Raw genomic sequence first — 20,663 nt, 5'->3', positions numbered from 1 at the left:
GAGACCTTGGATAAGACTATGCAGATCGAGATCCCCTGCCCGAAATGCAGGAACACCCGCATGAAATTCGAGCGACCCGAGCCGGTCGACACCGACATCCTTGTCTGCTTCACTTGCGGGCACGAACTCGGGACTCTGGGTTCGGTGAAGGCAAAAATGCTCGCTGCCTACGAGCGGATGGTGAAGCAGGCGCAGCAGCGCAAGCAGTAGCAGCGTCTATTCGACCAGTGCGATGCGCCCGTCGGGACCGACATCCACACGCCAACCCCGATAGTCCGGGATTGAAAAGTGTGGGGTTGCAAACGGCGTCGTGTGCGTTTCGGTAATGACCGTCACGTCGGCGCCGGCTGCTTCGCCGGCGAGAATTCCTGCAACGGCATCTTCGAACACAAGGCACTTTGTCGGATCAACACCGAGGCGCTTGGCGCCCAGCAAATAGCATTCGGGGCTTGGCTTTCCGGCGGCCACTTCTTCTCCGCTCACCATCGCGACCGGCGTCGGAATGCCCGCCGCCGTCATGCGGCGCCTCGCGAGTTCGATCGGCGCCGAGGTTACGATCGCCCACTTCGAAGGCGGAATGCTGTTCAGGAAATCGATCGCACCTGGGATGGGGACGATGCCGCCGACATCCTCCATTTCCTCTTTCAGCAATTGTCTTGCCTCATACTCCGGATCGACGCCTGGCAGCGCCAGCTGGCGGATAACGTCGGATGCCCGGATGCCGTGGATCGTCTTGAGGAAAACCTCCGGCTCGAAACCGTGCCGCACGGCCCACTCACTCCAGACACGTTCGACCACGGCAATAGAGTTCAGGAGCGTGCCGTCCATATCGAACAGGAAGGCGTCATAGTATTTACCGGGAACTGGGTGAGACGCGGTCACGAAGGATTTCCTTGCAGACAGATGTCGAATGGGTTGCTGCGGTCCCAACGGATTCGCGAACGAATGGGCTGCGAACCACATGATGGCTGACGCGCAGCGGTAAGTCGATCAGCGAACCTGATCCAAGAGGCGCTTGCATTCGAGAAGATCGTAGAGTGCCTCCTGCAGCAAAGCACGGTCCTCCTTGCCGACACTCGACTTGCCGATCGAAACTTCGGGGGAGTCTTCATCGCCCCCGCCGAAATTGAAGAAGCGGCGTGTGATCGGCGGCTTCGCGCGACCGACAACCTGATCCTCCTCCGACATTCCGACTCGTGGCTCGGCAGAATCGCCACCGTCCTGCTGGCCGCCTGTCAGCGCCTGGACGCTTGCAAGATCTCCATGTCCGATCGCGATGACAAACTTGTTGCCATTAGTTTTCAGAAGCTTCTGCACGCCCTTGATCGTATAGCCATGATCATAGAGCAAGTGGCGTATGCCCTTCAGGAGATCGATATCCTCGGGCCTGTAGTAGCGTCGGCCGCCGCCACGCTTCATTGGCTTGATCTGCGGAAACCGCGTTTCCCAGAAGCGCAGGACATGCTGTGGAAGGTCTAGGTCGTCCGCCACCTCGCTGATGGTTCGGAAAGCATCGGGGCTCTTATCCAACATCCTTACTCCCTACGCGGTCTCGGGGCGCCGCGCGTCCGTTCGGCTGATAAGCGCAGCTGATGTCTCACGAACGTCAGAACCGAGCCGCGACTCATCATATTTCAACGGTTTGACGCCACGAATTCAAGTCACGTCTTGAATACCGCACAGATCGTTCAGGAAGTATTGGAACTCGTCGCCGCTTAACGAGAGGAGTGCCCTCGCGCTGGGCTCGATCAAGAGGCCGGATTGGCAGCTTTCTGCTTGGTCTTGCGCAGCGTATGCGCCTTCAGAATCCGCGTCTTCAAGACATTGGACGCCTTGAAGGTCATGACGCGACGGGGAGAGATTGGCACTTCCTCGCCGGTCTTCGGATTACGGCCGATGCGCTCGTTCTTGTCGCGCACCTGGAAAGTTGCAAAGGACGAGAGCTTGACGGTTTCGCCGCGGACGATCGCGTTACAAATCTCGTCAATGACAGTTTCCACGAGCTCAGCAGATTCGGTTCTCGAAAGACCGACCTTACGAAAAACTGATTCCGCCAGGTCTGCTCGCGTCACTGTCTTTCCGGTCATGGTTTCCCCGCCCATTTGCCAATTATATTATGAAAGCGAACAAAGAGTATTTGTCTTGCGCCTCACGGTCAAGCTCTTGTTCGTCGGTAGTTTTTTGGATTTTTGGCTTACCAGCGCAGGAGTGCTGCGCCCCAGGTGAAGCCGCCGCCCATCGCTTCCAGCATGACCAGATCGCCTTCCTTGATCCGGCCATCCCCAGCAGCCGTTGCCAGCGCAAGCGGAATTGACGCGGCAGAGGTGTTGCCGTGAAGATCAACCGTAATGACCACCTTCTCGGGGGCGATATGCAACTTCTTGGCGGAGCCGTCGATGATACGGCGGTTGGCCTGGTGCGGCACCAGCCAGTCGAGATCGTCGGCAGTCGTGCCCGTAGCCTCAAACGCGGCCTCGATGACGTCTGTGATCATGCCTACCGCATATTTGAAGACCTCTCGGCCCTCCATGCGAAGCTTGCCGACCGTGCCCGTCGTCGAAGGGCCGCCGTCCACGTAGAGTTTTTCCTTGTGGGAGCCATCGGAACGCAGGTGCGCCGTCAGCACGCCGCGATCCGCTGTCGTGCCCTCGCCTTCCGCCGCCTCGAGGACGATCGCGCCGGCGCCGTCGCCGAACAGGACGCAGGTGGTCCGGTCGTTCCAGTCGAGAATGCGCGAGAAGGTCTCGGCACCGATCACCAACACGCGCTTGGCAAGGCCACCGCGGATGTAGGCATCAGCCGTCGTCACGGCATAGACGAAGCCCGTGCAAACGGCCTGCACGTCGAACGCAAAGCCATGGTGCATGCCCAGGCGGTTCTGAATGTTGACGGCAGTCGCCGGGAACGTGTTGTCTGGCGTCGAGGTGGCACAGATGATGACATCGATGTCGGCTGGTGTCAGACCGGCTCTGTCGAGCGCCGCGCGCGCAGCAGCTTCGCCGAGCGACGATGTTGTTTCGCCCTCACCGGCGATGTAGCGCTGGCGGATGCCCGTGCGCTGGACAATCCATTCGTCTGATGTGTCCACGACATCTTCCATGTCGCGATTGGTCATAACGCGTTTCGGAAGTGCGGCTCCGAACCCGCGAACAACTGAACGGATCATATTGCTTAAACCCCGTCGCTCATGCGGCTTCCGGCCCGATCGGGGGCAGCCGCTTGGCATGATACTTTTGAAGATCGTTTTCTATTTTCTGATTGAGGCCATTCTTGGCCATGTCGTAGCCAACTTCGATGGCGGCTGCGATGCCTTCGGCGTTGGCGCCGCCGTGGCTCTTGATGACCACGCCGTTCAGGCCCAAGAAGACGCCGCCGTTCACGCGGCTAGGATCCATTTTCTCGCGAAGCATGTCGAATGCGCCTTTGGCGAAAAAGTAGCCGATCTTGGCGAGCAACGTGCGCGACATGGCCGAGCGCAGATACTCGGCGATCTGGCGTGCCGTTCCCTCCGCCGCCTTCAACGCGATATTGCCCGAAAAGCCTTCGGTCACGACAACGTCGACGGTTCCCTTGCCAAGATCGTTTCCTTCGACGAAGCCATAGTACTCAAGCGAGTCGATGTTCGCCTCGCGCAGCAAGCGCCCGGCTTCCTTGACTTCTTCCTGCCCCTTGATCTCTTCGACGCCGACATTCAGCAAGCCGACCGTCGGGCGTTCGATCTCGAACAACGCTCGGGCCATTGCCCCACCCATCAGGGCGAAATCCATCAATTGCTGCGAATCCGCGCCGATCGTCGCGCCGACGTCGAGAACGATGCTCTCGCCCTTCAGCGTCGGCCAGATGGCGGCGATCGCCGGGCGCTCGATGTTGGCCATCGTCCGCAGGCAGAATTTCGCCATTGCCATGAGGGCGCCGGTATTGCCGGCCGAGACGGCAACGTCGGCTTCCTTCGTCTTCACCGCTTCGATCGTCCGCCACATGGTGGAGACATAGCGACCGCGGCGAAGCGCCTGACTCGGCTTCTCATCCATGCGGACTGCCAGCTCGCAATCGTGGAAAACCGTCTTTTCCTTAAGCTTCGGAAACCTGTCGAGAACCGGCTCGCACTGTTCCTTCAAACCATACATCACGAATGAAATATCGGGATGTCTTTCCAGTGCCTTAGCGGCGCCGGGGATGACAACCTGGGGACCAAAGTCGCCACCCATGAGGTCGATAGAAATTCTGATCACGCGTCCCTGATCCTTATTTTTCGCCTCCGGCGGGCGAAATTTCGGCCAAAATACCGGTTTTCCCGTCGCTTACAACTGAATTGTGTCAAATAGCCAACGGGGTTCAGTCCTTTTTCCAATCCTTGAGCACGGCGAAGGCAGACGGCTTTTTGTCGTTTTCGCCGGTGTCTTCGATGTGACCCGAGAACTCCACGCCGGGTTTGCGCGGATAGGGATCAATCGCAAGCGCGGCGAATTCCGTCACCACCTCACCCGCATCGATTGTATCGCCGGTAAAGCTCTCGGGAAGGTCCGGGCCATCGGGGTCGAGCACCATCTCACCGGCGTCGTTGGCCGGGCGACGCGCAAGCTTCGAATTCTCGGGGACGAAGATCTGCTCGAATGTCTCGTCGATTGCGGATGGCACGGGATCAAGGGTGACGACGCAGGATTGGACAATATTCGCCTGAACCCTGCCCTTGATGCGGACTCCGTCGCGCTTCCAACGGGCGATCTGGAGCTCGGCCTTGAAACTGTCGACCGAAAGCACATTCCAGCTCTTGGCAATATCCTCCAATTCCCGCTTGTCCGCTTCCAGGCGCACCTCGACGGGATTGGTTGATATGTGGCCGACATTTACCAGGTAGGAGAACGGCACATCATCTCTTTTGCTTCTCATCATCTCCTCCTTCACGCAACCTTCGGAAGCGTTGCCGAACCTGTCGCAATGACATCCTCCGACTGGGACAAAAGATAGTCCTCGGCGGCAAACATCCAATCTGCGAGGCCGCGCATATCAACCGCCTCCTTGGCCTTGGGATGGATGTTCCGACCAAGCGCCGTCGCAAGTCCTTCGGCATCCCTGCTGTCCATCGCCTGGGCGTAGGCCTCCAGCCGGCCATAGAACATACCAGCCAGCTTCTTCATGCGCTTGGGAACGCTGTTGTCACCAATTCCCAACTCACGGATGGAGTAATCGATATCTTGGAAGAAGGCGTCGACGATTTCCTGGGCAATCTCCTGACCGCTGGTTCCAGACGCTCGTGTGCGCCGGAAGAAGAGGATCATCACCGCCGAGAGCATTTCGAAACGCCCCATGACCGTATCCGGGACATTCAGGCGCTCGTAGAGTTCCGGCATGCGGGCAGCGGATGTCAGTGCCTGATATTGCCGATCTACGATTGCCTGGTTGCTGTTTTTCTTGCTAAAGAGCCCGAAGATCATCGTTTTTTCCGGAAAGGCCTCATTCAGGACGCCAAGCGGCGTCCGGCCTTGTTGCATGATTTTGAAAGCTGGTTTACCGAAGCAGGCGCGAATTGCAATGCCGAAGGTGGCCACTTTCGGGACAGCACCCCATCTGTCCGCACGAGCCAACGGGATGTCTCACCCCGGAATGGCCACAATGGTTTTGCATCAGCGATCTGAGGCCTGTGGCTGCCATTCATAATTTTAGGGAGTAGATGTCGTTGACGAAACGGTATTTCAAGTCTGACAAAAAATTCCTCAGCAGTGCCGCCATTGCCATCATAATTGCCTCCACCGGACTTTCAGGCTGCCAGACAGGAACTGTCCTCAATGGCGGATATGTTGCCGACGAGCAGTCTTTGAACCTTGTGCCGGAAGGATCGAGCCGCGAGCAGGTTCTCCTGTCCCTGGGCACACCGTCCACGAAGGCGACGTTCGATGGCGAAGTTTTCTACTACATCTCGCAGCGCCGCGAGCGCTCCATGGCGTTCCAGAAGCTGAAGGTCGTCGACCAGAGCGTTCTAGCGATCTATTTCGACAAGGACGGCATCGTTACCCGTCGCGCGAACTACACGCTCAAGGACGGCAGGGTCTTCGATACGATCACGCGCGTCACCCCGACCGGTGGCAAGGACTTCACCTTCCTGCAGCAGCTTCTGTCCGGCGGCAGTGCCGCGAACGCTGCCAAGGGCCTCTTCGGTGGCGGCGCCTCGCAGCCCGCCTCGCCACAAAACCCGGCCAGCTTGCGCTAAAGCTAGCGAACGCTCAAAGAAAAACCCGCCGGATCGCTCCGGCGGGTTTTTTTCTGTGCGATGTGCCTCAAGCCAGGACGGCGAGAAGCAGAAGAGCGACGATGTTGGTGATCTTGATCGCCGGGTTGACTGCCGGACCGGCCGTATCCTTATAGGGGTCGCCGACTGTGTCGCCCGTCACCGAAGCCTTGTGAGCCTCCGATCCCTTCATATGGCGAACACCGTCCTTGTCGACGAAGCCGTCCTCGAAGGACTTCTTGGCGTTGTCCCACGCGCCACCACCCGAGGTCATCGAGATTGCAACGAACAAGCCGTTGATGATTACGCCGAGCAGCGATGCGCCGAGCGCTGCAAAAGCCGACGCCTTCGAGCCCGAGATGACCAATACGCCGAAGTAGACGACGATCGGGGCAAGAACCGGCAGAAGCGAAGGAATGACCATCTCGCGGATGGCAGCCTTCGTCAGCAGGTCGACGGCCCGACCGTAGTCAGGACGCTCGGTTCCGGCCATGATGCCAGGCTTCTGCTTGAACTGAAGGCGAACCTCCTCGACGATCGCGCCGGCCGCGCGACCGACAGCTGTCATTGCGATGCCACCGAAGAGGTAGGGAATGAGGCCGCCGAAGATCAATCCGGCGACGACATAAGGATTGGAAAGATCGAACGAGATATCACCGATGCCTGCAAAATACGGGTACTTGTCACCGTTGGCGGCAAAGTACTTGAGGTCGTAGGAATAGGCAGCAAACAGAACCAGGGCGCCGAGACCGGCAGAGCCGATCGCATAACCCTTGGTAACGGCCTTCGTCGTGTTGCCGACGGCATCGAGCGCGTCGGTCGACTTGCGCACCTCGGGCGGCAGGTGGGACATTTCCGCAATGCCGCCGGCGTTGTCCGTCACCGGACCGAAGGCATCGAGCGCAACGATCATACCGGCAATGCCGAGCATGGCGGTGACCGCAATGCCGGTGCCGAAAAGTCCGCCGAGCTGATAGGTCGCCAGGATGCCGCCAACGATGACGATCGCCGGCAGAGCGGTCGACTCAAGCGAAACGGCAAGCCCCTGGATGACGTTGGTGCCGTGGCCGGTCACCGACGCCTGAGCGATTGAATTAACCGGGCGCTTGTTGGTGCCGGTGTAGTATTCGGTGATGACGACGATTAGCGCCGTCACGACGAGACCAACCAGGCCGCAGACAAAGAGGTGCGTACCGGTGATTTCCGCACCATTGACAGTGCCGACAGGACCCCAGCCAATCGTCAGCGACGTCGCAGCACCTAGACCGATGATCGACAGTAGGCCAGTGACAATGAGGCCCTTGTAGAGAGCACCCATGATAGAGCCGTTGCTGCCGAGCTTGACGAAGAAGGTGCCGACGATCGAGGTGATGATGCAAGCGCCGCAGATCGCGAGCGGATACAGCATCGCCGATTGCAGAAGGGGTGCACCTGCAAAGAAGATTGCGGCGAGAACCATGGTGGCGACGACGGATACGGCATAGGTTTCGAAAAGGTCGGCTGCCATGCCGGCGCAATCGCCGACGTTGTCGCCGACGTTGTCGGCAATCGTCGCGGGGTTGCGCGGATCATCTTCCGGGATACCTGCTTCGACCTTACCGACGAGGTCACCGCCGACGTCAGCGCCCTTGGTGAAGATACCGCCGCCGAGACGGGCGAAGATCGAAATCAGCGACGCGCCGAAGCCAAGCGCGACGAGGGAGTCGATGACTTCGCGGGAACTGCCTTCGTGTCCAAGCACGACAGTCAGCACATAGTAGTAGATCGACACGCCAAGGAGCGCCAGACCGGCCACCAGGAGCCCGGTGATAGCGCCCGACTTGAAAGCAATCTCAAGTCCGGCAGACAGGCTTTGGGATGCTGCCTGTGCGGTGCGGACGTTGGCGCGCACCGAGACGTGCATGCCGATGAACCCAGCGGCGCCGGACAGAACCGCGCCGATGAGGAAACCAATTGCAGCCGTGCCGGAGAGCAGCAGCCAGGCTGCAATGAAAACGACGATGCCGACGATTGCGATAGTCTTGTACTGGCGCGTCAAATAAGCCTGCGCGCCTTCACGAATATAGCCTGCAATTTCCTGCATGCGCTTGTTACCCTGATCGGCGGCGAGCACCGACCGGGTTGCCCAGATGGCATAGACCACCGAGAGCAGACCGCACGCTATTACCCCTAAAAGAATGCTCATTTCGCTCTTTCCTCCAAAAGAGCCGGAGCTCACTCCCTCTCCGGCTGCGAATACGCCGACTCGATTTCCTCCCACAGAAATGCTGCAACGCCGCGCGGAGATTGCGTGGAGGAAAACGGCGCGTCAAGCCCCGCAAACGGCAAAAGCCCTTGCAGCACAATGGGAACCGGGAGTTTTTGGAGGTCGGGGCAACAGCCCCGCCAGAACGCTATTTTTTGGCTTCGCCGCGAACCTGTTTCGCGATCCGGTCAAGCACGGCATTGACCAATTTTGGCTCGTCCTCGCTGAAGAAGGCCTGAGCGATTTCGACATACTCCGTCACGATCACCGCGACCGGAACGTCCTTGCGATCCAGGATCTCGAATACGCCGGCACGCAGGATCGCGCGGACGGTGCTATCAAGACGCGACAGCGCCCAGTCGTCCTGCAGCGCGGACGCGATCAGCGGGTCCAGACGACGCTGCTCTCGCACGACGCCTGACACGATGGAGCGGAACCAGGAGGGGTCGGCCTTCAGGTAGGTCTCGCCGTCGAGTTCCTGGCCGAGGCGATGCGCCTCGTATTCGGCCACGATCTCCAGCACGCCGGTGCCGCCAATATCCATCTGGTAGAGCGCCTGAACCGCAGCAAGGCGCGCAGCACCTCGCTGGTTCGCAGTCTTGACGGGACGCTCCGAGTTTTCGTTGTTCATTCGTTATGCACCCAATTTCTTCTTCAGCTCGATCATCGTGAGAGCTGCACGGGCGGCAAATCCGCCCTTGTCCTTGTCCGAACGGCGGGCACGAGCCCAAGCCTGATCGTCATTCTCAACAGTCAGAATACCATTGCCAATAGCAAGGGATTCGCTCACGGCCAGATCCATCAGCGCGCGAGAAGACTCGTTCGAGACGATATCGAAATGATAGGTCTCGCCGCGGATGACCATGCCGAGAGCGACATATCCATCGTACTGCGTGCCCTCATTATCTGCTCCGTCGAGCGCCATGGCAATTGCCGCTGGAATCTCAAGGGCGCCCGGGACGGTAACCACCTCATAGGTTGCCCCGGCTTCTTTCAAGGCGAAAGTCGCGCCTTCGAGCAGGGCGTCGGCCATGTCGTCGTAGAAGCGTGCTTCGACGATCAGAATGTGGGGAGCGGTTTCTCGCGCCATGCTTCACCTTCGGAGCTGGAGGACTTCACTATTCGGCAGGCCGCGGTCAAAACACGCCGCGACCGGAATGGCAAGCAAATTCGGATCATGGCTCCGATGCGAAATCCGCAATCGCGGCAAGCGCACGATGGATAGTGGTCGCATTGCCTTGGGGCGAAGGTTGGCCGGCGCCTCGAAGAGGGCAAATGAAGGGCCGCCTGCATGAACAATTTGTAACCAAATTCCAGATACTTATTGGTTGAAGGCGGATAATCCTGACACCAATTTATTCAGCGTAACGCTGACGATCCACTGCCGACGGCCGATCGTCAGAGCAGATGAAAGGATAGTTCCATGAATCGCGTTGCCGCCATCGCCTCCGCAGTCGTTACTCTTGCCTTCACCGACGCCGGCCGTGCGGAAAGCTTCGACATGAACGCCCCTTCAGGCATCGAACGAACGCTTCGAAGCTTCAGCGGTGCAAATCTGGATATCCGACAGGTGTACGATCACGGTGGATCGGGCAATATCGGAGAACCCAAGTCTTTCGCCGCACTCAGCGTTAGCGAAATCCAAATGATCCGCGCCGCGATCGCCGTCAACAAGCCCCTCCTGCACCAACTCAATGCCAAAGGCGTATTGTTGGGAAACATTGTTAACGTCGACCAGGCCGCAGATGGCGGTCTCACCGTCTACTATCGATAAAAGCAAGGGCGGCAGCGCAAAGCTGCCGCTCACCGTAGTGCTTTGCGGTTGTATTTTCTCGCAGGATGGTGCCTTTTCTCCGGAAACAGGAGGGAGACAATGTCCAGCGTATCGAAGCCCGTAATCAACGTCGCCGATTTGAAGCTCGAGCATTGGAAGCAAGGAGACCTGTACGAAGGCACAGACGCCTCGTTCGGTTCGCTTCTCGGCCTCGCCGGCCTCGGCATCAGCTACAATGAGGTGCCGCCCGGCAAATCCAGCTGTCCGTTCCACAACCATCATGTGGAGGACGAGCTGTTCTTCGTTATCGAAGGCACCGGCGAGTATCGCTTTGGCCCTGACCGCTTCCCCATCCGGAAGGGCGATGCCCTCGGCGCTCCCGCCGGAGGGCAAGAGACCGCCCATCAGATCATCAACACCGGTTCGACGCCTCTTATCTACCTCGGCATCTCGACTAAGGCGAAGACCGAGATCGTCGAGTATCCCGATTCCGGAAAATTTCTCGCCAAGACTAATCGCGACGAAGCGCAAACGAACCGTTTTCGTTTCATGGGCAGAGACAGCGGTAATCTGGATTACTGGGACGGCGAACCCGGCGCGTGACGTCCATTCGAGAGAGCATTCTCATGATGACCAGCATTCCGACCATCGAGACCGAGCGGCTGCTGCTGCGGGCGCATACCGTCGACGATTTTGAGGCCTACCAGACGATGTGGAGCGACGAAGCCGTGGTTCGCTTTATCGGAGGTGTGCCGTCGACCCGCGAGCACGCGTGGGCTCGGCTGCTACGCGTCGCAGGCATGTGGCATCATATGGGTTTTGGATTTCTTGCGATCGAGGAAAAGCGATCACGGCGTTTCATCGGAGAAGCAGGCTTCCTCGACATGAAGCGGGACATGCATCCGGTTTCGACGGAAGGCACCTTGGAAACCGGATGGGGTCTTATGCCATTCGCGCAAGGCCAGGGCTACGCCAGCGAGGCGCTGACCGCTTTGATCGCCTGGGCGGAGGATCGGTTTCCCTCCAAACCGATGACCTGCATCATCGACCCGGGGAACGACCCCTCGTTGCGCCTAGCGCGAAAGCTCGGCTTTCGCGAGGTCCAGCGATGCAACTACAATGGAGAAGTTATTCTGCTTTCGCGGTCGGGAACTCGGCCAGCCTAGCAGCATAGCGGGCCATCGTGTCGACTTCGAAATTGACGAAGTCGCCGGCCTTGCGTTCACCCCAGGTCGTGACCTCAAGCGTGTGACGGATCAGCAGTACGTCGAAATCGGTGCCATCGATCGCGTTGACCGTCAGCGATGTACCGTCCAGGGCGATCGAGCCCTTGGGGGCAACGAACTTGGCAAGATGCTCGGGCGCGCGCAGGCGAAAACGTGTGGCATCGCCCTCTTCGGAAACGGAGAGGATCTCTGCCTTGCCGTCGACATGACCGGAAACGATGTGCCCACCGAGCTCGTCGCCGATCTTCAGCGAGCGCTCGAGGTTGATATGGCTGCCTTCCTTCCACGTCCCGATGGTCGTCAGGCGCAGAGCCTCTTCCCAGGCTTCGACCTCGAACCAGCGACCGTTGCTACCGTCGCCAGGCAAGCCGGTCACCGTCAGGCAAATACCAGAGTGGGAAATCGAGGCGCCCATGTCGATGGTCGCCGGATCATAAGCCGTGGCGACACGCAGCTTGATGCCCTCCTTCAACGCGGAGACGGATTCGATCGTGCCGACGTCGGTGACAATTCCGGTAAACATCAAAGTTCTCTTTCGTATTCGTCCAGGCGGTCGTCGCCAAATATGAAGGTGCCCCTGTGCAGGAGGTCCGATGGCATATCGGTCTTCGTCACCGGCGATTCAATACCGTCCTGCCCGATCACTCCAGGCCCCTGATAGAGGAGGATGCGATCGACGTAGCCGGCATCGAGGAAGAGCTTCGCCGTCCGCGCGCCGCCTTCGACGACAAGCGAGGAAATGCCGCGCGACGCAAGCGCCGGCAGCAGCTCGTCCAGACGGTTGGGATTGCATTGGACCACCTCGACGCCCGCCTGATCCAGCGCGTCGCGGCGCGCAAGAAAGGCCTTGTCCTCGCTGTTATCGAAGCGCGGTGGCTCAGTCGCGACAACGATCAGCGGTACTTGCCTGGCAGTTGCAACCAGCTTGCTATCCAGCGGCAACGAAAGATGTTCATCGAGCACGACGCGAACCGGCGAGCGCGTCTCAAGGCCAGCCGTGCGAACCGTGAGCAAAGGGTCATCGGCAACCGCAGTACCGATCCCGACCAGAATCGCGTCGGTTTCAGCACGCAACTTCTGGACTTCGGCCCGTGCGGCCGGACCGGTGATTGCAACCTGCCCCTCACCCTTCTTGCCGATCATGCCGTCGGCAGAAACTGCAAGTTTGAGAGTCACATACGGCCGGTTCTTTGTCTGCCGCGTGAGGTAGGCGGCGAGCGAACGCCTGCCTTCCTCTTCGAGGATTCCGGACTCGACGTCAATCCCGGCATCGCGCAGCATGGCGATGCCCCTGCCCGAAACGCGTGGATCCGGATCCGTCACGCTGATAACGACACGACCGACGCCATAGGCAATCAGCGCCTCCGCGCAGGGCGGCGTCTTGCCGTAATGCGAGCAGGGTTCGAGCGTGACATAGGCGGTGGCGTCGCGCGCCAGTTCGCCGGCTTCAGCCAAGGCCTGCGGTTCGGCATGGGGACGTCCGCCGACTGCCGTCACCCCACGGCCGACGATCTGACCGTCACGCACGATGACGCAGCCGACTGAAGGATTGGTGGATGTCTGGCTGAGATGCAGGAGACCCAGCCGGATCGCCTCCTGCATGAAACGCGCGTCGTCGTCCGCTGCGCTCATGGGCTAGTTGTCCAGGGGATCACGGGCGATCTTGGCGTTGATCTCGGAAATGACCTTCTCGAAGTCCTCGGCGTGCGAGAAATCCCGATAGACCGAGGCATAGCGAACGAAGCCGACGTCATCTAGGCTCTTCAACGCTTCCAACACCTGAAGGCCGATCTGCTCAGAACTGATCTCGACCTCGCCCGAGCTTTCAAGCCGTCGAACGATACCGGAGACCGCGCGCTCGATGCGGTCGCGGTCAACGGGACGCTTGCGCAGCGCAATCTCGAACGATCGCACCAGCTTGTCACGGTCGAATGGCACCTTACGGCCAGTCTTCTTCGACACCATCAGCTCGCGCAGCTGCACGCGCTCGAAGGTCGTGAAGCGACCGCCGCAATCGGGACAAATGCGCCTGCGGCGGATGGACGTATTGTCCTCCGCCGGGCGTGAATCCTTGACCTGTGTGTCTTCCGATCCGCAGAATGGGCAGCGCATGCGCTATCCTTAGCCCATGTAATCGTACATTGGGAAGCGGTCGGTCAGGTCGACCACCTTGCCGCGAACGGCTGCTTCCACGGCTGCGTTCCCCTCGTCGGAGTTGGCAACCTTCAGGCCGTCGAGAACCTCAACGATGAGGTTGCCGATTTCCTTGAATTCCGCCTCCTTGAAGCCGCGGGTCGTACCGGCAGGCGCGCCGAGGCGGACACCCGAGGTAACGAAGGGCTTTTCGGGATCGAACGGGATACCGTTCTTGTTGCAGGTGACGTAGGCGCGCCCGAGCGCTGCTTCGGCGCGCTTGCCGGTCGCGTTCTTCTTGCGAAGGTCGACCAGCATCAGGTGGTTGTCGGTGCCGCCGGAGACGACGTCGAGGCCACCGGCGATCAGTGTTTCGGCGAGTGCCTTGGCGTTCTTGACGACCTGCGCGGCGTAGTCCTTGAACTCAGGCTGCAGCGCTTCACCGAAGGCAACGGCCTTCGCGGCGATGATGTGCATGAGCGGACCGCCCTGGAGACCCGGGAAGACGGCCGAGTTGAACTTCTTCGCCAGATCTTCGTCGTTCGTCAGGATCACGCCACCGCGCGGGCCGCGCAGCGACTTGTGGGTCGTGGTGGTCGCGACATGGCAGTGCGGGAACGGCGACGGATGCTGGCCGCCTGCAACGAGACCGGCGATGTGGGCCATGTCGACCATCAGGTAGGCGCCGACCGAGTCAGCGATCTCGCGGAAGCGCTTCCAGTCCCAGATGCGGGAGTAAGCGGTGCCGCCGGCGATGATCAGCTTCGGCTTGTGCTCTTCGGCCTTGCGGGCAACTTCGTCCATGTCGAGCAGGTTATCGCCTTCGCGCACGCCATAGGATACGACATTGAACCACTTGCCCGACATGTTGACCGGCGATCCGTGCGTCAGGTGACCACCCGAGTTGAGATCAAGGCCCATGAAGGTGTCGCCCGGCTGGAGCAGCGCCAGGAACACGGCCTGGTTCATCTGCGAACCGGAGTTCGGCTGAACGTTGGCAAAGTTGACGCCGAACAGCTTCTTGGCGCGTTCGATCGCGAGCTCTTCGGCGATATCGACGAACTGGCAGCCGCCATAGTAGCGCTTGCCCGGATAGCCCTCGGCGTACTTGTTGGTCATGATGGAGCCCTGGGCTTCCAGAACCGCGCGGGAAACGATGTTTTCCGAGGCGATCAGCTCGATCTCATGACGCTGGCGACCGAGTTCCTTTTGGATCGAACCGAAGATTTCCGGATCGGTATCGGCAAGCGAGCGATTGAAGAAGGTCTGGGTGGAAGCATTGGTCATGGGCGGGCTCCTCAACTGGAATGCGCGAAGGTATTAGCGCCCTGCCCTGCCAAGGGCAATACGGAGAACGACATTTGCTAGGCAATCTACGCGCCGCGCATTCCAGGCTCGATGCGACAACAAAAAACCGCGCCAGAGGGGCGCGGTTTCGAGAAAATCAAACGCGATCCAACTGACTTATTGAACCGGCTGCTCCGTGGTGGCGGTCGTGTCGAGCGCAAGCTCGGCGTTGCCGTCGAGTTCGTAGATATCGTCGCGGAACTGCACGACGCCATCCGGCATGCCCCAAGCGGAAATGTAGACGAAGTAAACCGGCACTTCTTCGGCAAGCTTGATCGGTGTGTTGACACGGGTCGTGATGACCTGCTCCATTTGCTGACGCGACCACGGCGGGGTCTCGCGCAGCAGCCAGGTCGTCAGGTCGCGAACGTTCTGGACGCGGACACAGCCGGATGACTCAAAGCGCATCAGCTTGTTGAAGAGACCCTGCTGCGGCGTGTCGTGCATGTACTCGCCGTTCTTGTTGTAGAAGTTGATCTTGGTGGACGCCATGGCGTTGATCTTGCCCGGGTCCTGACGGAACATGAAATTCGGCGCCTTCTCCGCATTCCAGTCGACCGTTTCCGGCGCGACCTCGTTGCCCTTGCCGTCGATCAGGCGAATAGCATTCTTCTCGAGGTAGGTCGGGTCCTTGCGCATCAGCGGCACGATGTCTTTTTCGACGATCGAGCGCGGTGCCGTCCAATAAGGATTGAGAATAACTTCGTAGATCTTCGAGTTGACGAGATGCGTCGGACGGCTGAGACGGCCAACGACCGCGGCGTGGCGCGTCGCTACGCTGCCGTCTTCCACGGCCTCGACGTAAGCCGCTGGAATGTTGACCATCACATGGCGACGTCCAAGCTCTTCCGGGAAGGTCTGAATCCGGATGAGGTTGGTGTTCAGCTGCTGCAGGCGAACATCGGCCGGAACGTTCATCGCCTTCAAGGTGAACTCGCCGATAACACCGTCAGCGGGAAGGCCGTGACGCGCCTGGAAGCGCTTGACGGCGCCGTCGACATAGGAATCGAACGCCGAAGACATGCCCGCCTCGCGCGGCAGGTCGCCGGTAATGGCCAAACGCTGGCGAAGACCCTGGACGGCCGGGTCCGTCACGCCGATCTGCAGGCGCTGCTGGCTTGGGCTCACTTGTGGCCAGCCACCCGCGGAGGCGATCTGCTGGTACTGCATGATCGCCTGCTGGATGCTGGGCACCGACTGCGGTCCGAGAATCGGCGTGTTGGAAACGACGGCCGTCGCCGTACGGGATGCCGCCTTTGCATCGAATTGGTCATCCCAATCGCCGCGCTGCGGAGCATTAATGAGCGAATCGATCGCCGACTGTGCGAGTGCGGGGGTAGCCAATGCGCCCGCGCCGACCATTGCCGCTGACGTCAGAAACGCCCGACGAGAAAGAGCTTCAGTTCCGATTTTCTTCGACATTCATCCCAACCACTAAATTGCCGCTGCTTGAGAGACCGACGACCTTCACTATCCCTGCGAGAGCGCAAATCCCTACCAACCCGTCGCCACGGCGCATTACACAATCTCTCTGCCAGCAATCACAGGATTGCGAGCAGGGAGCACGAGGTTATCGGACCTCAATTGGGGAGCGCCATTTTGCCGTGCATTTCCGCTGACATGCTAATATGGCCAATTCGTGTCGCCTCGCACCACACTCAACCGTCAGTCGCGGACAACGCGGAAAAACCATACCGATCCACAGAATGTGGCGGTTAATAGCGGCTAAAAAACGGCTTGAATACAGGCGATTACGCTTGCCTGCCATGCGTTGCAAAGATGTCACGACAGCGTGGGCGGGAGGCGCCTACTCGCGCCAGTGGTCGGCCACCCAAGGCGTTGGTCGGATGTAGTGGCGCAGATAACGAAACAGCGGCCTGTTGCGCCTCCGTTCGGGATCGAACATGTGTCGGATATGATCCAGCGGCGGCGCCGCTCGGCCCTTCAACCCGAACCGTCCTTCGACCGCGAACTGCGGATGGAAGTCGCGTGGAAACAGGATCACCCGCGCATCGGCCGGCAGGCGTGGCGTCAGGAAATAATTGAGCGGGAATGGCCAGCGGCAATCCTGCCTGAAATGCAGCACCCACCGGCGCGGAAAGAACTTCGCGCCACCGGGCGCGTTTCTCGTCACAAATCGCTGCTCGAATTGATACTTGTCAGCGACGCCTTGGGGATCGGCGCGGAATTTTTCTTGCAGCGGAACAAGCTTGCCGACCGGAAAGCGGAAGAGTGATGTCTGTCCGAGACGTTCAAACGGCGTCGTCTGGTTGCGCGACAGGATGACGTCGTCAGGACCGCCGACCTCGAAGAATGAGTCGAGGGAACCGACGATCACCAGATCGAGGTCGAGGAACAGCACTGGACCACTCAAATTTCCAAGCTTCGGCCCCCAAAGTCGCCCCTTGGGCCAAATGCCCTTCGTTCTCACCGGCATGTTTTCGACATCCAGCGGCGGCAGGTCCTCGCAAAGGATTTCGGGATTGAGATCGCTCCGATTGTCGGTGAAGCAGGTGAAGGTGAAGGGAGGCGTGATGTTGCGCTTCACCATGGCATAAAGCCGGTTGATGAAGGGGGCACCATATTTCGTCCCCCAACTGATGCAGATGACCTGCTTCACCCCACCGCTCGCCGCCAAGACAGCTGACACCATGACCTGCAACTCCTGATTCACGCTAGAACCCCTAAGGTTCGTGCGAAGTCATTAGCAAGTTGTCGACCGAATATGTAGTCCCCCGCAGCGGAGCGAGGAAACGCGAAAAGGGCGCTACGGAATACCGTTGCGCCCTTTCGTGCCTTGGAGGTCTGATAAGCCAGCAGGGAAGTTGGCTTAAGAGATTACAGGCGATAGAGGATCTGGTCGTTCCAGAAGCGGTCAAGACGGGTCAGCAGCTTGTTCATCTGCGTGAATTCGTCGGTGCCGATGCCGCCGACCTTGTCGATCGAGCCTATGTGGCGCTCGTAGAGCTTGGCGACGGTTTCCGCGATGTCCTGGCCGGTTTCCGTCAGGCTGATGCGGACCGAGCGACGGTCGATGCGCGAGCGCTGGTGGTTGATGAAACCGAGGTCGACGAGCTTCTTGACATTGTAGGAGACGTTGGAGCCCAGGTAGTAACCGCGGGAGCGAAGTTCGCCGGCGGTCAGCTCGGAATTGCCGATGTTGAAGAGGAGAAGTGCCTGGACAGCGTTCACATCGCTGCGACCCTGACGGTCGAACTCATCCTTGATGACGTCGAGCAGACGGCGGTGAAGACGTTCAACAAGATGAAGGGATTCCATGTAAAGATCACGGATGCCCTGTTCCTGCTGGTCACGGAAGTTCGATACTGCCTGCGGCTTGATTTTCGTGTTCATGATGACTGCCTCACTGTTTGTTTGGCGGTGTTGGTTTTCTTCCCGCCTTGAGACAGACCCTATCGAATACAAATAAAATTCTACTTAAACCGCAGGCTTAACAGTGCCTTACTGAATCTCCTAGATGTATCAGGGTAAATCAACGCTTACCTGCTGGCGCCGCTTTCGCTTCTCGTACCAGAGCACGGCGCGGAATCCCACGTAGACCAGAGCGACCGAAATATGCAGGAGAACGATCAGCCGGTTGGACCCGAAAACGTCCGGCATGAAGCCGTGCATGATGATCTGTCCGCCTGCCGCTAGCACCCAGATTACCGGGCCCCAGGAGACGGCCAGCCAAAGGCCGAGGGACGCAACAGGAAACAGAACGGCAAGGCAGGTGCTTGCGACCTTCCAGGGAAGGCTGAGCAGGTCGAAGCGCCCTGCCCCTACCAGCGAGTAGCCGACAAGCATCGCCCAATACTGCAATCCGAACCAGAAGCAGGACATCGCGACCAGTCGCAAGAACAGGATGAACAGAACGCTGGTCAGCGTCGGCTTTGGTATCGTCGGAGAATCAGCGTCCATATCTAAAACAATAGGGTTGCAGTTGGGACTTCGCCAGCGGCTCGATTATTGCGGCCAATCGTCCGATTTGGTTTTCGGCCACGCCATGATAATGAGCGCTTCGACAATTGGAATGGCAGAAAGCTGGAACGACCATGCAGGACAAGACCCATCTCGTCGACGACATCACCGGCCATCGGCGCATGCGCCGCAACCGCAAGGCCGACTGGACGCGGCGCCTGGTGCAGGAAAACCGGCTGACGGTGGATGATCTCATCTGGCCGGTTTTTGTCGTTCCCGGCTCCGGCATCATCGAACCGATACCGGCAATGCCCGGCGTCAACCGGATGAGTGTGGATAAGCTCGTCGAAGCCACCAAGGAGGCGGCCGATCTCGGCATCCCGGCGATCGCGACCTTTCCGAACATCGAGATGGAACTCCGCGACGAAACCGGATCGAACAGTCTTGAGGCCAACAATCTGATCAACCAGGCGACGATCGCGATCAAGAAGGCGGTGCCCAATATCGGGGTCATCACAGATGTGGCGCTCGATCCTTTCACCAGCCATGGCCACGACGGGATCTTGCGACAGGGCGAGATCATCAACGACGAGACGGTCGATCAGGTTGCGCGCGCGGCCGTCATGCAGGCCGATGCCGGCTCTGACATCATTTCGCCGTCGGAGATGATGGACGGCAGAATCGGCGCCATCCGCCGCGCCCTTGACGCTGCCGGGCACCAGAATGTTGGTATCATGAGCTACGCCACCAAATTCGCCTCGGCATTCTATGGCCCCTACCGCGAGGCGATCTCGACCGGCGGACTGCTCAAGGGCGACAAGAACACCTACTACATCGATCCGGCAAACGGCACCGAAGCGATCCGCGACGCGGCGCTCGACGTGGAGGAAGGCGCCGACATGCTGATGGTCAAGCCGGGACTGCCCTATCTTGACATCTGTTGGCGCATGAAGGAGGCTTTCGGCCTGCCGACCTTCGCCTACCAGGTTTCGGGCGAATACACACAGATCAAGGCGGCCGCGATGAACGGCTGGATCGACGGTGAACGGGCGATGCTGGAAACCCTGCTTTCATTCAAGCGCGCCGGGTGTGATGGCGTCCTCACCTATTTTGCGGTCGAGGTGGCCGAGATTCTAGCCAAGCGCTGATTGCGCGCAAATATTGCATTTGCGGGAAGCGATACCATATCAGCGGCATCGCTTTCTCGAAAGGAGACCGCAACAATGACGCTCACTCCCAACCCGCTCTATGCCGCACCGGACGACTGGCGCGCGTACAGCGGCACGCTGAGCCGTCGTGTCTTCGCATTCATCCTCGATTACGTGGTCGTTCTGCTGCTTTGCATCCCGGCAGCCGTCGTGCTTTTCTTCCTGTCGATCGTCACACTGGGGCTCGGATTCTTTCTCTATCCGGCCTTGTTCGTGATCGTTGCCGGCCTCTATTTCGGCTTCACCGTTGGCGGTTCCAGTCAGGCCTCGCTTGGGATGCGCGCAATGGGAATCGCAATCATGCGAGTCGACGGGCAGCGTATGGATTTTCTGACCGCCATCGTTCACCTGGCGCTTTTCTGGATCTTGAACTCCGTTCTGACGCCCCTCATTCTGCTGGTCGGCCTGTTTACCGAGCGCAGCCGGCTTATCCACGATTTTCTGGTCGGCACGGTCACCGTACGCACCGCCTAAATCAGGTCCTTACACGCTAAAATAAACGCGGCTGCTGGCCTTTGCCGGGAGCCTTTGGGCGCCATATCCAAAAGTATAACGGGCAACATCGGCCAACAGAATGGCCGCG

The 20,663-nt window shown here is 59.4% G+C and carries 25 protein-coding genes; 7 read left to right on the top strand and 18 right to left on the bottom strand.

The features are described 5' to 3' along the window. Positions 1 to 60: 60 nt before the first annotated feature. Entirely contained in the window at positions 61 to 210 is a 150-nt protein-coding gene (locus RGCCGE502_RS37160; protein WP_016553515.1) for a hypothetical protein, read from the top strand. 6 nt (positions 211 to 216) lie between these two features. Here the strand turns inward: RGCCGE502_RS37160 and RGCCGE502_RS07215 are convergent, their stop codons facing one another. From RGCCGE502_RS07215 to RGCCGE502_RS07185, 7 genes are all read right to left on the bottom strand, one after another. Beyond that, positions 217 to 882: an HAD family hydrolase gene (locus tag RGCCGE502_RS07215; RefSeq protein ID WP_016553514.1), complete on the bottom strand. Its 666-nt coding sequence runs from the start codon at positions 880 to 882 to the stop codon at positions 217 to 219. A 108-nt stretch (positions 883 to 990) separates the two neighbouring features. After that, positions 991 to 1,533, bottom strand: a complete 543-nt coding sequence (locus tag RGCCGE502_RS07210) for a MerR family transcriptional regulator (RefSeq protein ID WP_019279757.1) — start codon at positions 1,531 to 1,533, stop codon at positions 991 to 993. Positions 1,534 to 1,748: 215 nt separating this feature from the next. After that, positions 1,749 to 2,087, bottom strand: coding sequence for an integration host factor subunit alpha (locus RGCCGE502_RS07205; RefSeq protein ID WP_007531489.1), 339 nt, complete (start codon positions 2,085 to 2,087; stop codon positions 1,749 to 1,751). 107 nt (positions 2,088 to 2,194) lie between these two features. Further along, positions 2,195 to 3,166 (bottom strand): beta-ketoacyl-ACP synthase III, encoded by a 972-nt coding sequence (locus RGCCGE502_RS07200; RefSeq protein WP_016553512.1) that lies wholly within the window; start codon positions 3,164 to 3,166, stop codon positions 2,195 to 2,197. Positions 3,167 to 3,185: 19 nt separating this feature from the next. Then, positions 3,186 to 4,232 carry a phosphate acyltransferase PlsX gene (gene plsX, locus RGCCGE502_RS07195; RefSeq protein WP_016553511.1) on the bottom strand — a complete coding sequence of 349 codons (1,047 nt, stop codon included), beginning with the start codon at positions 4,230 to 4,232 and terminating at the stop codon, positions 3,186 to 3,188. Positions 4,233 to 4,335: 103 nt separating this feature from the next. Continuing rightward, positions 4,336 to 4,890: a YceD family protein gene (locus RGCCGE502_RS07190; protein WP_016553510.1), complete on the bottom strand. Its 555-nt coding sequence runs from the start codon at positions 4,888 to 4,890 to the stop codon at positions 4,336 to 4,338. Positions 4,891 to 4,901: 11 nt separating this feature from the next. Further along, positions 4,902 to 5,492 (bottom strand): ubiquinol-cytochrome C chaperone family protein, encoded by a 591-nt coding sequence (locus RGCCGE502_RS07185; RefSeq protein ID WP_176705677.1) that lies wholly within the window; start codon positions 5,490 to 5,492, stop codon positions 4,902 to 4,904. Positions 5,493 to 5,671: 179 nt separating this feature from the next. Here RGCCGE502_RS07185 and RGCCGE502_RS07180 point away from each other — a divergent pair, with 179 nt between their 5' ends. Further along, positions 5,672 to 6,208, top strand: coding sequence for an outer membrane protein assembly factor BamE (locus RGCCGE502_RS07180; RefSeq protein WP_016553508.1), 537 nt, complete (start codon positions 5,672 to 5,674; stop codon positions 6,206 to 6,208). 67 nt (positions 6,209 to 6,275) lie between these two features. Here RGCCGE502_RS07180 and RGCCGE502_RS07175 read toward each other — a convergent pair whose 3' ends face one another. The 3 genes from RGCCGE502_RS07175 to RGCCGE502_RS07165 all read right to left on the bottom strand — a co-directional run bounded on the left by RGCCGE502_RS07175 (position 6,276) and on the right by RGCCGE502_RS07165 (position 9,561). After that, the gene (locus RGCCGE502_RS07175) at positions 6,276 to 8,411 is read right to left on the bottom strand and encodes a sodium-translocating pyrophosphatase (protein WP_016553507.1); all 2,136 of its coding nucleotides are present in this window, start codon (positions 8,409 to 8,411) and stop codon (positions 6,276 to 6,278) included. Positions 8,412 to 8,619: 208 nt separating this feature from the next. Then, entirely contained in the window at positions 8,620 to 9,102 is a 483-nt protein-coding gene (nusB, locus tag RGCCGE502_RS07170) for a transcription antitermination factor NusB (protein WP_007801071.1), read from the bottom strand. A gap of 3 nt (positions 9,103 to 9,105) precedes the next feature. After that, positions 9,106 to 9,561 carry a 6,7-dimethyl-8-ribityllumazine synthase gene (locus RGCCGE502_RS07165; protein ID WP_016553506.1) on the bottom strand — a complete coding sequence of 152 codons (456 nt, stop codon included), beginning with the start codon at positions 9,559 to 9,561 and terminating at the stop codon, positions 9,106 to 9,108. 333 nt (positions 9,562 to 9,894) lie between these two features. On the opposite strand from RGCCGE502_RS07165, the gene RGCCGE502_RS07160 reads away from it, so the two are divergent. The 3 genes from RGCCGE502_RS07160 (at position 9,895) to RGCCGE502_RS07150 (ending at position 11,411) form a co-directional block, all read left to right on the top strand. Continuing rightward, positions 9,895 to 10,245: a hypothetical protein gene (locus RGCCGE502_RS07160; protein WP_016553505.1), complete on the top strand. Its 351-nt coding sequence runs from the start codon at positions 9,895 to 9,897 to the stop codon at positions 10,243 to 10,245. 99 nt (positions 10,246 to 10,344) lie between these two features. Beyond that, positions 10,345 to 10,848 carry a cupin domain-containing protein gene (locus RGCCGE502_RS07155; protein ID WP_016553504.1) on the top strand — a complete coding sequence of 168 codons (504 nt, stop codon included), beginning with the start codon at positions 10,345 to 10,347 and terminating at the stop codon, positions 10,846 to 10,848. A gap of 26 nt (positions 10,849 to 10,874) precedes the next feature. Beyond that, complete coding sequence (locus RGCCGE502_RS07150; protein ID WP_040674149.1) at positions 10,875 to 11,411, top strand: GNAT family N-acetyltransferase; 537 nt, start codon at positions 10,875 to 10,877, stop codon at positions 11,409 to 11,411. On the opposite strand, the gene RGCCGE502_RS07145 is transcribed toward RGCCGE502_RS07150, so the two are convergent. The 8 genes from RGCCGE502_RS07145 to RGCCGE502_RS07110 all read right to left on the bottom strand — a co-directional run bounded on the left by RGCCGE502_RS07145 (position 11,374) and on the right by RGCCGE502_RS07110 (position 18,872). After that, positions 11,374 to 11,994, bottom strand: a complete 621-nt coding sequence (locus tag RGCCGE502_RS07145; protein WP_016553502.1) for a riboflavin synthase — start codon at positions 11,992 to 11,994, stop codon at positions 11,374 to 11,376. The genes RGCCGE502_RS07150 and RGCCGE502_RS07145 overlap by 38 nt on opposite strands. Then, positions 11,994 to 13,103, bottom strand: a complete 1,110-nt coding sequence (gene ribD / locus RGCCGE502_RS07140; RefSeq protein ID WP_016553501.1) for a bifunctional diaminohydroxyphosphoribosylaminopyrimidine deaminase/5-amino-6-(5-phosphoribosylamino)uracil reductase RibD — start codon at positions 13,101 to 13,103, stop codon at positions 11,994 to 11,996. The genes RGCCGE502_RS07145 and ribD overlap by 1 nt, the downstream gene beginning before the upstream one ends. A 3-nt stretch (positions 13,104 to 13,106) precedes the next feature. Beyond that, on the bottom strand, positions 13,107 to 13,583 hold the full coding sequence (gene nrdR, locus RGCCGE502_RS07135) for a transcriptional regulator NrdR (RefSeq protein ID WP_007531462.1): 477 nt from the start codon (positions 13,581 to 13,583) through the stop codon (positions 13,107 to 13,109). A 9-nt stretch (positions 13,584 to 13,592) separates the two neighbouring features. Next, positions 13,593 to 14,891: a serine hydroxymethyltransferase gene (gene glyA, locus RGCCGE502_RS07130; RefSeq protein ID WP_016553500.1), complete on the bottom strand. Its 1,299-nt coding sequence runs from the start codon at positions 14,889 to 14,891 to the stop codon at positions 13,593 to 13,595. Between the two features lie 177 nt (positions 14,892 to 15,068). Then, positions 15,069 to 16,373 carry a L,D-transpeptidase family protein gene (locus RGCCGE502_RS07125; protein WP_016553499.1) on the bottom strand — a complete coding sequence of 435 codons (1,305 nt, stop codon included), beginning with the start codon at positions 16,371 to 16,373 and terminating at the stop codon, positions 15,069 to 15,071. A 385-nt stretch (positions 16,374 to 16,758) separates the two neighbouring features. After that, complete coding sequence (locus RGCCGE502_RS07120; protein ID WP_016553498.1) at positions 16,759 to 17,604, bottom strand: hypothetical protein; 846 nt, start codon at positions 17,602 to 17,604, stop codon at positions 16,759 to 16,761. Positions 17,605 to 17,789: 185 nt separating this feature from the next. Continuing rightward, positions 17,790 to 18,305, bottom strand: a complete 516-nt coding sequence (ldtR, locus tag RGCCGE502_RS07115) for a transcriptional regulator LdtR (protein ID WP_007801049.1) — start codon at positions 18,303 to 18,305, stop codon at positions 17,790 to 17,792. Between the two features lie 129 nt (positions 18,306 to 18,434). Continuing rightward, positions 18,435 to 18,872 carry a DUF6163 family protein gene (locus RGCCGE502_RS07110; RefSeq protein ID WP_016553497.1) on the bottom strand — a complete coding sequence of 146 codons (438 nt, stop codon included), beginning with the start codon at positions 18,870 to 18,872 and terminating at the stop codon, positions 18,435 to 18,437. A gap of 134 nt (positions 18,873 to 19,006) precedes the next feature. Here RGCCGE502_RS07110 and hemB point away from each other — a divergent pair, with 134 nt between their 5' ends. After that, entirely contained in the window at positions 19,007 to 20,020 is a 1,014-nt protein-coding gene (gene hemB, locus RGCCGE502_RS07105) for a porphobilinogen synthase (protein ID WP_016553496.1), read from the top strand. Positions 20,021 to 20,095: 75 nt separating this feature from the next. Next, positions 20,096 to 20,554, top strand: a complete 459-nt coding sequence (locus tag RGCCGE502_RS07100; RefSeq protein WP_016553495.1) for an RDD family protein — start codon at positions 20,096 to 20,098, stop codon at positions 20,552 to 20,554. Positions 20,555 to 20,663: the final 109 nt, after the last annotated feature.

Source organism: Rhizobium grahamii CCGE 502 (assembly GCF_000298315.2).
Taxonomy (GTDB): Bacteria; Pseudomonadota; Alphaproteobacteria; order Rhizobiales; family Rhizobiaceae; genus Rhizobium; species Rhizobium grahamii.
The sequence above is the reverse complement of the archived record's forward strand: the minus strand, read 5'-3'. Positions and strand labels throughout refer to the sequence as shown.

Coding starts and splice junctions, on each gene's coding strand:
- RGCCGE502_RS37160 (WP_016553515.1), top strand. CDS start 61: ATGAAATTCGAGCGACCCGAGCCGGTCGACACCGACATCCTTGTCTGC.
- RGCCGE502_RS07210 (WP_019279757.1), bottom strand. CDS start 1,533: ATGTTGGATAAGAGCCCCGATGCTTTCCGAACCATCAGCGAGGTGGCG.
- RGCCGE502_RS07205 (WP_007531489.1), bottom strand. CDS start 2,087: ATGACCGGAAAGACAGTGACGCGAGCAGACCTGGCGGAATCAGTTTTT.
- RGCCGE502_RS07200 (WP_016553512.1), bottom strand. CDS start 3,166: ATGATCCGTTCAGTTGTTCGCGGGTTCGGAGCCGCACTTCCGAAACGC.
- RGCCGE502_RS07190 (WP_016553510.1), bottom strand. CDS start 4,890: ATGAGAAGCAAAAGAGATGATGTGCCGTTCTCCTACCTGGTAAATGTC.
- RGCCGE502_RS07185 (WP_176705677.1), bottom strand. CDS start 5,492: ATGCAACAAGGCCGGACGCCGCTTGGCGTCCTGAATGAGGCCTTTCCG.
- RGCCGE502_RS07180 (WP_016553508.1), top strand. CDS start 5,672: ATGTCGTTGACGAAACGGTATTTCAAGTCTGACAAAAAATTCCTCAGC.
- RGCCGE502_RS07175 (WP_016553507.1), bottom strand. CDS start 8,411: ATGAGCATTCTTTTAGGGGTAATAGCGTGCGGTCTGCTCTCGGTGGTC.
- nusB (WP_007801071.1), bottom strand. CDS start 9,102: ATGAACAACGAAAACTCGGAGCGTCCCGTCAAGACTGCGAACCAGCGA.
- RGCCGE502_RS07165 (WP_016553506.1), bottom strand. CDS start 9,561: ATGGCGCGAGAAACCGCTCCCCACATTCTGATCGTCGAAGCACGCTTC.
- RGCCGE502_RS07160 (WP_016553505.1), top strand. CDS start 9,895: ATGAATCGCGTTGCCGCCATCGCCTCCGCAGTCGTTACTCTTGCCTTC.
- RGCCGE502_RS07155 (WP_016553504.1), top strand. CDS start 10,345: ATGTCCAGCGTATCGAAGCCCGTAATCAACGTCGCCGATTTGAAGCTC.
- RGCCGE502_RS07150 (WP_040674149.1), top strand. CDS start 10,875: ATGACCAGCATTCCGACCATCGAGACCGAGCGGCTGCTGCTGCGGGCG.
- RGCCGE502_RS07145 (WP_016553502.1), bottom strand. CDS start 11,994: ATGTTTACCGGAATTGTCACCGACGTCGGCACGATCGAATCCGTCTCC.
- ribD (WP_016553501.1), bottom strand. CDS start 13,103: ATGAGCGCAGCGGACGACGACGCGCGTTTCATGCAGGAGGCGATCCGG.
- nrdR (WP_007531462.1), bottom strand. CDS start 13,583: ATGCGCTGCCCATTCTGCGGATCGGAAGACACACAGGTCAAGGATTCA.
- glyA (WP_016553500.1), bottom strand. CDS start 14,891: ATGACCAATGCTTCCACCCAGACCTTCTTCAATCGCTCGCTTGCCGAT.
- RGCCGE502_RS07125 (WP_016553499.1), bottom strand. CDS start 16,373: ATGTCGAAGAAAATCGGAACTGAAGCTCTTTCTCGTCGGGCGTTTCTG.
- RGCCGE502_RS07120 (WP_016553498.1), bottom strand. CDS start 17,604: ATGGTGTCAGCTGTCTTGGCGGCGAGCGGTGGGGTGAAGCAGGTCATC.
- ldtR (WP_007801049.1), bottom strand. CDS start 18,305: ATGAACACGAAAATCAAGCCGCAGGCAGTATCGAACTTCCGTGACCAG.
- RGCCGE502_RS07110 (WP_016553497.1), bottom strand. CDS start 18,872: ATGGACGCTGATTCTCCGACGATACCAAAGCCGACGCTGACCAGCGTT.
- hemB (WP_016553496.1), top strand. CDS start 19,007: ATGCAGGACAAGACCCATCTCGTCGACGACATCACCGGCCATCGGCGC.
- RGCCGE502_RS07100 (WP_016553495.1), top strand. CDS start 20,096: ATGACGCTCACTCCCAACCCGCTCTATGCCGCACCGGACGACTGGCGC.